We start from the raw sequence: 10,925 nt of genomic DNA, 5'->3' as shown, positions 1-10,925 counted from the left end.
CGGGGGCGGACGCCGATGCCGGTACGGCTGTGCCGTGCGCGGGGGCGGACGCCGATGCCGGTACGGCTGTGCCGTGCGCGGGGGCGGACGCCGATGCCGGTACGGCTGTGCCGTGCACGGGGGCGGACGCCGATGCCGGTACGGCTGTGCCGTGCACAGGGGCGGACGCCGATGCCGGTACGGCTGTGCCGTGCACGGGTGTCGTCGCCGGGTGCTGCACCGGCGGGGCGGGCGCCCAGGGGCCGGGCTCGCCGTAGGGCGGGGTGCTGTAGGGGTCGGGGTCGTGCAGGGGGCGGGGGCGCTCGTCGGCGGGCGGCGCGGCAACGTCCGTAGCCGCAACGGCGGTGCCGGAAGGCGGCGCGGCAACGTCCGTAGCCGCAACGGCAGTGCCGGAAGGCGGCGCGGCGGTGTGGGTGGCCGACGCGGGCTCTGCGACCGCGGGACCAGCGGGCGCCTCCGGGGCGCCCGGAGCAGCCGCCGGAACGGCCTCCATGCCGGGCCGGCTCAGCTCGTAGTCACCCTCGGCGGAGCCAACGCCCGTCGGCCGCTCCAACTCGAAGTCACCGTCCGCGTTCGGCACCGGGTCCGGGCCGGGCGGCAACGCCTCGGTCGCCCCGTCCGTCCGGCCCGAAGGCCCCTGGAGCCGAGGACGGCTCCACCACTTCGCCTTCGTGGGCTTCCCCTCGTTCATGCTCTCCCCACAGCCGGCCGCGGCACGCTCAACGGCGGTGGCCGCGGCTCCTAGAACTCCGCCTCCGCGCCCGGCTGCCAGCCATGAGCACGGCCCACCCTGGATTCAATCAGGTTCGTGGGCCGCCGCGCAGAGGCCGGGTCAGCGGCTGGTGGTGGAAGGGGTGGCGGAAGCGGACGGGGAGGACGTCGCGTCGGGGACGGGTGCGGCGAGCAGACCCGGAGTGCGAACCTCCGGGGCGGTGTGCCAGGTGGTCAGGGTGACCGGCGGCGTGGTGCTGAGCGGGCGTATGAGCGGGGACATGGCGGCCGCGCCCGCGACCACGGGGGTGGTCAGCGCGTCCCCGGACCCCTGGATCTGACCGGCGCCCGGGGCGGGCACTCCGGGCAGCAGCGGCGCGGACACCGCGGTCGGGGCGACCGGGGTGTCGCCGAGCGCCCGCTGGCCCTGGCCCTGAACGAGCAGGGGCCCGACGCCACGGCGGCGCTGGTTCTCGGGGGCCGTCGCCGCTCCGGTGCCCTGGCTGCGCGCCGGGGTCACATTGCTGCCGGAGCCGGAACCGCGGGGCTCCGTCTCGGGCGGGACCCCGGTGGTGACACCGCCGAGCGCGATGGCGGCCAGCGACACCGCTCCGGCGGCGACGAAGGCGAACCGCAGCCCGCGTGAGGACGGCCGGTCGGCGTCGGGGCGGCCGACGGGGTGCACCCGGAAGCCGCTCGCAGAGGAGCCGGTGAGCGCGGAGGAGTGCGGCCGGGCGGGGACGTAGCCGAACTCGAAGCGCTCGCCGCGCTTCATGCCGAAGGCGCCGGTGGCGGGCCCGTCGGAGAAACCGCCGAAGGCTCCCCCGCCCAGCGGTGAGCCACCGCTGCCCGGGTCACCTCCCGGCAGGCCCTGGAGGCGGGCGAGGAAGCTCTCGGAGGGAGACGGCGGGGCCGCCTCCGCGAAGACGTTCTTCAGCCGGCGCTGGGCGTCGGCCTCCGCCTTGCACTTGGCGCAGGTGGCCAGGTGGGCGAGGACCCGCTCGCGCGAGTCATGACCGAGCTCCCCGTCCACCAGGGCGGAGAGTCGGTCTCCAAGATGCTGCTCGGCGAGGCGGCGCTCGCCGGCATCGGGCCGGGATCCACTCACGCGGTCGCGCCCCCTCCCCCAAGGGCGGGCACACGCGGCACGAAGGACCGGCGCTCGGCCCGGGCCTCCGGGGAACGGTGCGCCAGGGCCTTGCGCAGCTGCGAGCGGCCGCGGTGGATACGGGACCGGACGGTGCCGAGCTTCACGCCGAGGGTCGCGGCGATCTCCTCGTAGGACAGCCCCTCGATGTCGCACAGGACGACCGCGGCGCGGAACTCGGGCGCGAGGGTGTCCAGGGCCTGCTGGACGTCGGCGTCGAAGTGCGCGTCGTTGAAGACCTGCTGCGGGGACGGCTCGCGGCTGGGCAGGCGCTCGGCCGCGTCGTCGCCGAGGGCGTCGAAGCGGATGCGCTGCTTACGACGGACCATGTCCAGGAAGAGGTTGGTGGTGATGCGGTGCAGCCAGCCCTCGAAGGTGCCCGGGGTGTAGGTCGACAGCGAGCGGAAGACGCGGACGAAGACCTCCTGGGTGAGGTCCTCGGCGTCGTGCTGGTTGCCGGTGAGGCGGTACGCGAGGCGGTAGACGCGGCCGCTGTGCGTGCTGACGATCTCCTCCCACGTGGGCGGAGTCCACGCCTGCCCGTCCGCGTCGGTGGAGAAGGTCGCGGTCTGGGCGTAGTCGTCGGCGTGGTGGTCAGCAGCGGTGTCGTTCACGGATTTCGGCCTGCCCGCCGATCCGAGAAAGCGCCGTAGCACTCCTCCCCGATCCACAGGCGCAGCCGCACCTCCCCTGTCGGCTCTCGTGGTGTCCAGCGGAGCCCCTACCATAGCCACCTCGCCCGTTAGCTCCGGATAAGCGGTTTTACGAGAAATTGACCTGGGCTGATACGGCTCATGCGGCTGCGTCAGCATGTGCTCGACCTCTGGCCCGCCGTCGTGATCCAACCGTGTCCCCCCTGTCGTCTCCCACCCTTCTAAACGCCCGGTCCCATCTGCGGGTTCCCGGCCGCAACGGATACAGTCACGCCCAGGCAACCACGGGGACAGGAGAGGGTCATTACCGGCAACCGGCAGACGAGCTGGGCGTTCGCCGACGCCTATGTCGCCGAGGACGACGCGCTGCGCTGGGCCCGCGACCGGGCCCGCGAGGCAGGCCTGCGCTCGGTGTCGCCCGGCACGGGCGCTGCGCTGCGGTTGCTGGCCGCCACCGTGGACGCGAAAGCGGTCGCGGAGATCGGTACCGGGACCGGCGTCTCCGGAATCCATCTGCTGCACGGCATGCGCCCCGACGGCGTCCTGACCACCGTGGACCCCGAGCCGGAACACCAGCAGTTCGCCCGGCAGGCCTTCCGCGCCTCCGGCTTCGCCAGCAACCGGGCGCGCTTCATCCCCGGCCGCGCGCTGGACGTCCTGCCCCGGCTCGCGGACGCCGGCTACGACCTCGTCTTCTGCGACGGCGACCGTCTGGAGTTCCTGGACTATCTCGCTGAATCGTTGCGCCTGCTGCGTCCGGGTGGCCTGGTGGTCTTCGAGGGCGTCTTCGCGAACGGCCGCACGGTCGACTCGGGCCCGCAGCCGACCGAGGTGCTGCGGCTGCGTGAGCTGCTGCGCGCGGTGCGCGAGAGCCAGGACCTGGTGCCCTCGCTGCTGCCGGTGGGCGACGGCCTGCTGTGCGCGGTCAAGCGCTGAGGCGGCACCGGATACAAGCCCTGAAAACAGCTGCCCCGGCACCTCAAACGGTGCCGGGGCAGCTGAAAAGGTATGGGCGCTTGCGCGTCAGCCGACGACCTTCTTGAGGGCGTCGCCCAGGGCGTCGGCCTCGTCAGGGGTCAGCTCGACGACGAGCCGACCGCCGCCTTCGAGCGGAACGCGCATGACGATGCCCCGCCCCTCCTTGGTCACCTCGAGCGGGCCATCGCCCGTCCGCGGCTTCATGGCCGCCATGCTCGTTCCCCTTCCTGAAACCAGCTCATCGTCAAAGCCGACGGCCCCACGGAGGGCATGCGCGGTCCTGGCAGGACTCGCGACACCGGCATCGAACACATTGCTTCCAAGCCATTATCCCGCATCGCAGGACCCGATGACCAACATCGGTCGGCATCGCTTGGGCAACGCGCGCGAGCAAAACCACTCAATTCGGCGATGTGACTGCGATACTGCGCCGCCGCACGCATGTCCGCCGAACGGAAACGGGCCCGATTTCTTTGACGCAGGTCACACGTGCGCTCCCGGCGATCTCCGCCATGCTGTCCTCGGACACGATCCAGACCTGAGCCGCGACACCGGAGGGGATACACCATGGCCGACACCGTGCTCTACGAGGTGAGCGACGGGCTCGCGACGATCACGCTGAACCGCCCCGAGGCGATGAACGCGCTGAACATCGAGACGAAGGTCGCGCTGCGGGAGGCGGTGACCGAGGCGGGTTCCGACTCCTCCGTACGGGCCGTGCTGCTGACCGCCGCCGGGGACCGTGCGTTCTGTGTGGGGCAGGACCTCAAGGAGCACATCGGGCTGCTGGCCGAGGGGTCCGGTCAGGTGATGAGCACGGTCCGGGAGCACTACAACCCGATCGCCCGGGCGCTGACGGAGATGGCCAAGCCTGTGGTGGCGGGGGTGAACGGCGTCGCGGCCGGGGCGGGTTTCGGCTTCGCCCTCGCCGCGGATTATCGAGTCGTGGCCGACTCGGCTGCCTTCAACACGTCGTTCGCGGGGGTGGCGCTGACTGCGGACTCCGGGATCTCGTGGACGCTGCCTCGGGTTGTCGGTCCGGGGCGCGCTGCTGATCTGCTGCTTTTCCCTCGGAGCGTCAAGGCTCAGGAGGCGTACGAGCTGGGGATCGCGAACCGCGTGGTGCCTGCGGGTTCGCTCCGCGAGGAGGCCGAGAAGGTGGCTCGGGCGTTGGCCTCGGGGCCGACGGTTGCGTATGCCGCGATCAAGGAGGCCGTGGCTTACGGGTTCTCGCACTCTCTGGCGGAGACGTTGGAGAAGGAGGACGAGCTGCAGACTCGGGCGGGGGCGTCGGAGGACCATGCGATTGCTGTGCAGGCCTTCGTGAACAAGGAGCAGCCCAAGTACTTGGGCCGGTAGGGGCCGGGGCTTGTCGCCGTCGGGGGGTGCGGGTGCGTGCGTTGTAGCTGGTCGCGCAGTTCCCCGCGCCCTTAAGGTCGGTTTCTCGCTGCGCAATCCGACAAGTGGTCGTCCACCAAGCCGCACGCCTGCATCAGGGCGTACGCCGTCGTGGGGCCTACGAACCTCAGGCCCCGCTTCTTCAGGGCCTTGGAGAGGGCCGTTGATTCTGGTGTGACCGCCGGGACGTCCGCCAGGGTCTTCGGGGCCGGGCCTGGCTCCGGGGCCTGGGACCAGATCAGGTCGTCCAGGTCGCCCGGGGTCCAGTCGGCCAGCACGCGGGCGTTGGCGAGGGTGGCGTCGATCTTGGCTCGGTTACGGATGATGCCCGCATCGGCCAGCAGCCGCTCGCGATCCTCCTCCGTGAAGGCCGCCACCTTCTCGATCTTGAAGTCGGCGAAGGCGGCGCGGAAGCCGGGGCGGCGGCGCAGGATCGTGATCCAGGAGAGGCCGGACTGGAAGGCCTCCAGGGAGAGACGTTCGAAGAGGGCGTCGTCGCCGTGGACCGGGCGGCCCCACTCCTCGTCGTGGTAGGTCACGTAGTCCGGGGTGGACAGGGCCCAGGGGCAGCGCAGAACGCCGTCGGGGCCGGCGAGGGGCACGGTCACTGGTCCTCCTGGGCCGGCTTCTCCATGGAGAGACGGGCACCGGCCTGGGCGCCGGCCAGGGCGGACTCCAGGTCGGCGATACGGGCGTCGCGCTCGGCGAGTTCGGCGCCGAGACGGGTCAGGGCGTCGTCGACGTCGGTCATGCGGTAGCCGCGGGCGGCGAGGGGGAAGCGGAGGCTGTCGACGTCGGCGCGGTTGACCGGGCGGTCGAGCGGGAGCGAGTCCTGGAGGCGCTCCGGCGCGGCCTCCGGCAGCGGGCCGCCGCCCTCGCCGCCGCCCACCACCGCGAGGGTCACCGCGGCGACCACGACGGCGAGCGCGACGACCAGGAACAAGAACATAACCATCGCTGAGGTCCCCACGGTCGGTGCAAGTCTGCGGTCGAGTGTGTCAGGGTCCGATCGTGCCATGCGGCTGTGACAGTTAGGGTCGCAGGCGGCGATGATCAGGACGTACGGGAGAGGTTCACAGGGGATGCTCAGGCTGGGCAGGCGTGAGTTCGACACGCATGAGCCGGTGATCATGGCGATCGTGAACCGGACCCCGGACTCCTTCTACGACCAGGGGGCGACGTTTCGCGACGAGCCGGCCCTCGCGCGCGTGGAGCAGGCCGTGGCGGAGGGGGCGGCCATCATCGACATCGGTGGGGTGAAGGCCGGGCCGGGGGAAGAGGTCTCCGCGGCGGAAGAGGCGCGGCGGACCGTGGGGTTCGTGGCGGAGGTGCGGCGGCGGTTCCCGGATGTCGTCATCTCGGTGGACACATGGCGGGCCGAGGTCGGGGAGGCCGTCTGCGAGGCCGGGGCGGATGTGCTGAACGACGCCTGGGGCGGGGTGGACCCCCGGCTGGCGGAGGTGGCGGCTCGGTATCGGGTGGGGCTGGTGTGTACGCATGCGGGGGGTGCCGAGCCTCGTACGCGGCCGCATCGGGTGACGTACGACGACGTCATGGCCGACATTCTCCGGGTGACCGTGGGGTTGGCCGAGCGGGCGGTCGCATGGGGGGTGCCCCGGGAGTCGGTGATGATCGATCCCGGGCATGACTTCGGGAAGAACACGCGGCACAGTCTGGAGGCGACTCGGCGGCTGGGGGAGATGGTCGCCACCGGGTGGCCGGTGCTCGTGTCGCTGTCCAACAAGGACTTCGTCGGGGAGACGCTGGACAAGCCGGTGAAGGAACGGGTGGTGGGGACGCTGGCGACGACGGCGGTGTCGGCGTGGCTGGGGGCGCAGGTGTACCGGGTCCATGAGGTCGCTGAGACACGGCAGGTGGTGGACATGGTGGCGTCGATCGCGGGCCATCGTCCTCCGGCGGTGGCGCGGCGGGGGCTGGCGTAGGGCCTTTTCGGCCCCAGCCGCCCCTGCCCTCCCCCAGAGGGGGGACCCCACCGTCCCCTGGGGGCTGCCGCCCCCAGACCCCCGCTTCGGCCCTGAAAGGGCCTCGTCCTCAAACGCCGGACGGGCTGAAGAACGCGCTAGGGGGTGTTTTGAAAGTCCTGTGCGGTGCCCGCTGTGTTCGGTGCGTGCCCTCGGCGTGCCGGACGAAGGCCCTCGTACTGGACGTACTTGGGTCTTTGGCCGGTGCGGCGAGGGTGCGTGCCGGGCGCCGTGGGTGCTGTGCGGGACTTTCAAAACACCCCCTAGCGGCCCGCCTCCTTCGACACCAGCGCCACCGCCTCCTCCACGTCATCCGTGACATGGAAGAGCAGCAGGTCCTTCTCCGACGCCTTGCCCTGGGCCACCAGCGTGTTGCGGAGCCAGTCGATCAGGCCGCCCCAGTACTCGGTGCCGAAGAGGACGATCGGGAAGCGGGTGACCTTCTGGGTCTGGACCAGGGTGAGTGCCTCGAACAGTTCGTCCAGCGTGCCGAGGCCGCCGGGAAGTACGACGAACCCTTGTGCGTACTTGACGAACATCATCTTCCTTACGAAGAAGTACCGGAAGTTCAGGCCGATATCGACGTAAGGGTTCAGCCCCTGCTCGAAGGGGAGCTCGATGCCGAGCCCGACCGAGATGCCGTTCGCCTCGCAGGCGCCCTTGTTGGCCGCCTCCATGGCCCCAGGGCCGCCGCCGGTGATCACCGCGAAGCCCGCCTCGACCAGGCCCCTGCCCAGCCGCACGCCCGCGTCGTACTCCGCCGAGCCCACCGGCGTCCGTGCCGAGCCGAACACACTGATCGCGGGCGGGAGCTCGGCCAGCGTGCCGAAGCCCTCGATGAATTCCGACTGGATGCGCAGGACCCGCCACGGGTCCGTGTGGACCCAGTCCGAGGGTCCGCCCGCGTCCAGCAGCCGCTGGTCCGTCGTGCTCGCGGTGACCTGGCCCCGCCGTCGGAGGACCGGTCCCAGGCGCTGCTCCTCAGGCGGCTGCTTCTTGCCCAAAGGGTTCCCGGTAGCCATGTGCGCTCCCTCCGCTTGCGGTGTTTCCACCTCAGCGTAGATCTACGTGGGTTACGGACGGGGGACATCGGCATGTCCGGCATCCCCCGATCCCGCAGGTGATCACGCCGTCAGCCACGTCCGCAGGCGTTCCTCGCCCGCGAGGATCTTCGCCGTCTCCACCCGCTCGTCCCGCTTGTGCGCCAGGTGCGGGTTCCCGGGACCGTAGTTGACCGCCGGAATGCCGAGGGCGGAGAAACGGGAGACGTCCGTCCAGCCGTACTTCGGCAGCGGCGTCCCGCCCACCGCCTCGATGAAGGCGGCCGCCGCCGGATGGGACAGGCCCGGCAGCGCCCCGGGGCTGTGGTCGTCCACCATGAACTCCGCCACCCCACAGTCCGCGAACACCTCGTGGACGTGGGCCAGCGCCTCCTCCTCCGTGCGGTCGGGGGCGTAGCGGAAATTGACCGTGACCACGCACTCGTCGGGAATGACGTTGCCCGCCACCCCGGCCGAGATGCCCACCGCGTTCAGGCCTTCCCGGTACTCCAGACCGTCGATCACCGGCCGGCGGGGCTCGTACGAGGCCAGGCGGGCCAGGATCGGGGCGGCGGCGTGGATCGCGTTGGAGCCCATCCAGCCGCGCGCCGAGTGCGCCCGCTCGCCCTTCGTCCTCAGCAGCACTCGCAGGGTGCCCTGGCAGCCGCCCTCCACCTGGCCGTCGGACGGCTCCAGCAGCACCGCGAAGTCGCCGACCAGCCACTCGGGGTGTGCCTCGGCCACATGGCGCAGGCCGTTGAGGTGTGCGGCGACCTCTTCGTTGTCGTAGAAGACGAAGGTGAGGTCGCGGTTGGGGGCGGGGACCGTCGCCGCGATGCGCAGTTGTACCGCCACCCCGGACTTCATGTCGCAGGTGCCGCAGCCCCAGAGGATGCCGTCGTCGTCCAGCCGGGAGGGGACGTTGTCCGCGACCGGGACGGTGTCGATGTGGCCGGCGAGGATCACGCGCTCGGGGCGGCCGAGGTCCGTGCGTGCCACGACGTTGTTGCCGTACCGGTCGACCGTCAGGTGCGGCAGGGCACGCAGGGCGGTCTCGATCGCGTCCGCGAGGGGCTTCTCGGTGCCGCTCTCGGAGGGGAAGTCGACGAGCTGCGCGGTCAGCCGCGCGGCGTCCAGCGTGAGGTCAAGCGGGGTCTCGGGCATGCCCTCGACCCTAGCGCCCCGGCCTTCCGGTCACTTTGCACACCGATCTCGGGGACCGCTCTACTCTCCAGTACCTTGTACGCGTGCCAGAGCCGTCCCCCACTTCCAGACGCCGTGGCCGCCTCTTCCGTTTCGGGGCGGCCTTCGTGGTCCTGCTCGCCGTAGCGGGTTATCTCGTCGTCCAGTACGTCACCGGGGGCGCGGGAGCGCCGGGCTGCAAGGTCGTCTCGGCCGACGAGGACGGCGCGAGTTACGAGTTCACGCCGGAGCAGGCGGTGAACGCGGCGACGATCGCCGCCGTGGGCACCGGGCGCGATCTGCCCGAGCGGGCCGTGGCCATAGCGCTCGCCACCGCGCTCCAGGAGTCGGCGCTGCGCAATATCGACCACGGCGACCGGGACTCGCTCGGCCTGTTCCAGCAGCGCCCCTCGCAGGGCTGGGGCACCGAGAAACAGATCATGGACCCGACCTACTCGGCGGGGATCTTCTACGACCACCTGGTGAAGGTGGACGACTACACGAAGCTGCCGCTCACCGTCGCCGCGCAGCGCGTCCAGCGCAGCGGTTTCCCGGACGCGTACGCCAAGCACGAGCCGGACGCCACGCTGCTCGCCGCCGCCCTCACCGGCCGCTCCGCCGCCACGCTGACCTGTGAGGGGCGCCCGGACACGACCCGGGTGGCGGGGACCGACCCGGTGCGGACCGCGCTCGCGCGGGACTTCGGCCAGGATGTGCTGGAGCCCGCCGGCGCCGTGGTCGGCGACAAGGAATCCGCGCCCACGGCCGCCGAGAGCGGCGGGCGGACCCTCACGCTGCCCGTGACCGAGAACGCCGAGGGCTGGCAGCTCGCGCACTGGGCCGTGGCCAACGCCTCCGCCCTGCGCATCGAGCGCGTGACGTACGCCGGGCGGGAGTGGACCGCCGGGAACACCGACAGCCAGTGGCGCGCGGTCGAGTCCGAGGGCGCCGCGGGAGCCGAGAAGGGCACGGGGTCGGTCCGTATCGTGACCGCACGGTAGTGCGGGGGGTCATCCGCGCGGGTTACCGCACGGCACGGGGGTTCATGAGGCGCGGGGGTTTTGGCGCAGGTATCCCCGAATCCTGCAAAACCCTTGAAAACAAAGGGCTGTAAGGATTCGGCAGACTTTCGGACCACGGACTCTTTGCCCGTTTTTATCCACAGCCGATAATGCGACGCATTACCAAGTCTTTACGTTACTCCGCCGCAACCTTCGCGGACTTCGAGCGGTAGTCACTGCGTCCGAGGCCGGAGATCAAGTCCGGTCGACGACATCACCGTTCTCACCAGACAGACCCGTCGAAGGAGCATCATGACCCTCCCCCTGACCCGCCGGATCGCCCGTGCCGCGCTGCTCGTCGCTGCGGGAGCGGCCGCCGGGGTCGGTGCGGCCGGCTCCGCCAGCGCGGCCCCCGAACTGCCCGCCACCCCGAACCTCGGCGGTCTGACCGCCCTGGACGGGGCGAGTGTCGGCAACACGGTCGACGGTGCGGCGCAGAACGTCACCGGGCTCGCGGGCGAAACCGGCAGCAAGGCGGTCAAGAAGTCGGTGCCGGCCGCGGGCAAGACCAGCGGCAAGGCCGTCAAGAAGGCGGCCCCGGCCGCGCAGCGGACCGCGGGTGACGCGGCCGGTTCGGCCGGGGACATCCTCGGTGACACCACGTCCACCGCGACGAAGGGCGGCCTGCCGACCGACTCCCTGACCAAGGGCGGGGGCCTGCCCGCGGCGGACTCCCTGCCGGTCACGAGCCTCCCGCTGGGCGGCTGAGCGCCTGACCCCGACCGACGACGGGACCCGGGGAGCTGTGAGGCTCCCCGGGTCCCGTCGTCATT

Annotated in this window: 12 protein-coding genes and 1 pseudogene; 5 read left to right on the top strand and 8 right to left on the bottom strand. The window is 71.5% G+C overall.

The window, feature by feature from the left end; translation table 11 throughout:
• From RMT89_RS18265 to sigE, 3 genes and pseudogenes are all read right to left on the bottom strand, one after another.
• Nucleotides 1-691, bottom strand: a pseudogene (locus RMT89_RS18265) (protease); the annotation flags it as partial.
• Between the two features lie 141 nt (nucleotides 692-832).
• Complete coding sequence (locus tag RMT89_RS18260; protein WP_315884811.1) at nucleotides 833-1,819, bottom strand: zf-HC2 domain-containing protein; 987 nt, start codon at nucleotides 1,817-1,819, stop codon at nucleotides 833-835.
• Complete coding sequence (gene sigE, locus RMT89_RS18255; RefSeq protein WP_315884810.1) at nucleotides 1,816-2,514, bottom strand: RNA polymerase sigma factor SigE; 699 nt, start codon at nucleotides 2,512-2,514, stop codon at nucleotides 1,816-1,818. Before sigE ends, RMT89_RS18260 begins: the two co-directional genes overlap by 4 nt.
• Nucleotides 2,515-2,748: 234 nt before the next feature.
• Between sigE and RMT89_RS18250 the strand changes: the two genes are divergently transcribed.
• The gene (locus tag RMT89_RS18250; protein WP_315884816.1) at nucleotides 2,749-3,447 is read left to right on the top strand and encodes an O-methyltransferase; all 699 of its coding nucleotides are present in this window, start codon (nucleotides 2,749-2,751) and stop codon (nucleotides 3,445-3,447) included.
• 87 nt (nucleotides 3,448-3,534) lie between these two features.
• Here RMT89_RS18250 and RMT89_RS18245 read toward each other — a convergent pair whose 3' ends face one another.
• Nucleotides 3,535-3,702: a DUF3117 domain-containing protein gene (locus RMT89_RS18245; RefSeq protein ID WP_003966491.1), complete on the bottom strand. Its 168-nt coding sequence runs from the start codon at nucleotides 3,700-3,702 to the stop codon at nucleotides 3,535-3,537.
• Nucleotides 3,703-4,056: 354 nt separating this feature from the next.
• Between RMT89_RS18245 and RMT89_RS18240 the strand changes: the two genes are divergently transcribed.
• Nucleotides 4,057-4,848, top strand: coding sequence for an enoyl-CoA hydratase-related protein (locus RMT89_RS18240; protein WP_315884809.1), 792 nt, complete (start codon nucleotides 4,057-4,059; stop codon nucleotides 4,846-4,848).
• A 71-nt stretch (nucleotides 4,849-4,919) separates the two neighbouring features.
• Here the strand turns inward: RMT89_RS18240 and RMT89_RS18235 are convergent, their stop codons facing one another.
• Nucleotides 4,920-5,495, bottom strand: a complete 576-nt coding sequence (locus tag RMT89_RS18235) for a DNA-3-methyladenine glycosylase I (protein ID WP_315884808.1) — start codon at nucleotides 5,493-5,495, stop codon at nucleotides 4,920-4,922.
• Nucleotides 5,492-5,836, bottom strand: a complete 345-nt coding sequence (locus RMT89_RS18230; RefSeq protein ID WP_315884815.1) for a DivIVA domain-containing protein — start codon at nucleotides 5,834-5,836, stop codon at nucleotides 5,492-5,494. Before RMT89_RS18230 ends, RMT89_RS18235 begins: the two co-directional genes overlap by 4 nt.
• A gap of 133 nt (nucleotides 5,837-5,969) precedes the next feature.
• Here RMT89_RS18230 and folP point away from each other — a divergent pair, with 133 nt between their 5' ends.
• Nucleotides 5,970-6,830, top strand: a complete 861-nt coding sequence (folP, locus tag RMT89_RS18225) for a dihydropteroate synthase (RefSeq protein WP_315884807.1) — start codon at nucleotides 5,970-5,972, stop codon at nucleotides 6,828-6,830.
• 302 nt (nucleotides 6,831-7,132) lie between these two features.
• On the opposite strand, the gene RMT89_RS18220 is transcribed toward folP, so the two are convergent.
• Complete coding sequence (locus RMT89_RS18220; RefSeq protein WP_315884806.1) at nucleotides 7,133-7,891, bottom strand: TIGR00730 family Rossman fold protein; 759 nt, start codon at nucleotides 7,889-7,891, stop codon at nucleotides 7,133-7,135.
• Nucleotides 7,892-7,993: 102 nt separating this feature from the next.
• On the bottom strand, nucleotides 7,994-9,073 hold the full coding sequence (dapE, locus tag RMT89_RS18215; RefSeq protein WP_315884805.1) for a succinyl-diaminopimelate desuccinylase: 1,080 nt from the start codon (nucleotides 9,071-9,073) through the stop codon (nucleotides 7,994-7,996).
• Nucleotides 9,074-9,156: 83 nt separating this feature from the next.
• On the opposite strand from dapE, the gene RMT89_RS18210 reads away from it, so the two are divergent.
• Entirely contained in the window at nucleotides 9,157-10,092 is a 936-nt protein-coding gene (locus RMT89_RS18210) for a heavy metal transporter (RefSeq protein WP_315884804.1), read from the top strand.
• A 312-nt stretch (nucleotides 10,093-10,404) separates the two neighbouring features.
• Nucleotides 10,405-10,860, top strand: coding sequence for an ATP-binding protein (locus tag RMT89_RS18205; RefSeq protein ID WP_315884803.1), 456 nt, complete (start codon nucleotides 10,405-10,407; stop codon nucleotides 10,858-10,860).
• The last annotated feature ends 65 nt before the right edge of the window (nucleotides 10,861-10,925 follow it).

The sequence above is a fragment of the Streptomyces sp. P17 genome, from assembly GCF_032436805.1.
In the GTDB taxonomy this organism is placed as follows: Bacteria; Actinomycetota; Actinomycetes; order Streptomycetales; family Streptomycetaceae; genus Streptomyces.
The sequence above is the reverse complement of the archived record's forward strand: the minus strand, read 5'-3'. Positions and strand labels throughout refer to the sequence as shown.

Excerpts from the sequence above, each read along its gene's own strand:
- RMT89_RS18245 (WP_003966491.1), bottom strand. The coding sequence starts at position 3,702 with ATGGCGGCCATGAAGCCGCGGACGGGCGATGGCCCGCTCGAGGTGACC.
- RMT89_RS18240 (WP_315884809.1), top strand. The coding sequence starts at position 4,057 with ATGGCCGACACCGTGCTCTACGAGGTGAGCGACGGGCTCGCGACGATC.
- RMT89_RS18230 (WP_315884815.1), bottom strand. The coding sequence starts at position 5,836 with ATGTTCTTGTTCCTGGTCGTCGCGCTCGCCGTCGTGGTCGCCGCGGTG.
- folP (WP_315884807.1), top strand. The coding sequence starts at position 5,970 with ATGCTCAGGCTGGGCAGGCGTGAGTTCGACACGCATGAGCCGGTGATC.
- RMT89_RS18220 (WP_315884806.1), bottom strand. The coding sequence starts at position 7,891 with ATGGCTACCGGGAACCCTTTGGGCAAGAAGCAGCCGCCTGAGGAGCAG.
- dapE (WP_315884805.1), bottom strand. The coding sequence starts at position 9,073 with ATGCCCGAGACCCCGCTTGACCTCACGCTGGACGCCGCGCGGCTGACC.
- RMT89_RS18205 (WP_315884803.1), top strand. The coding sequence starts at position 10,405 with ATGACCCTCCCCCTGACCCGCCGGATCGCCCGTGCCGCGCTGCTCGTC.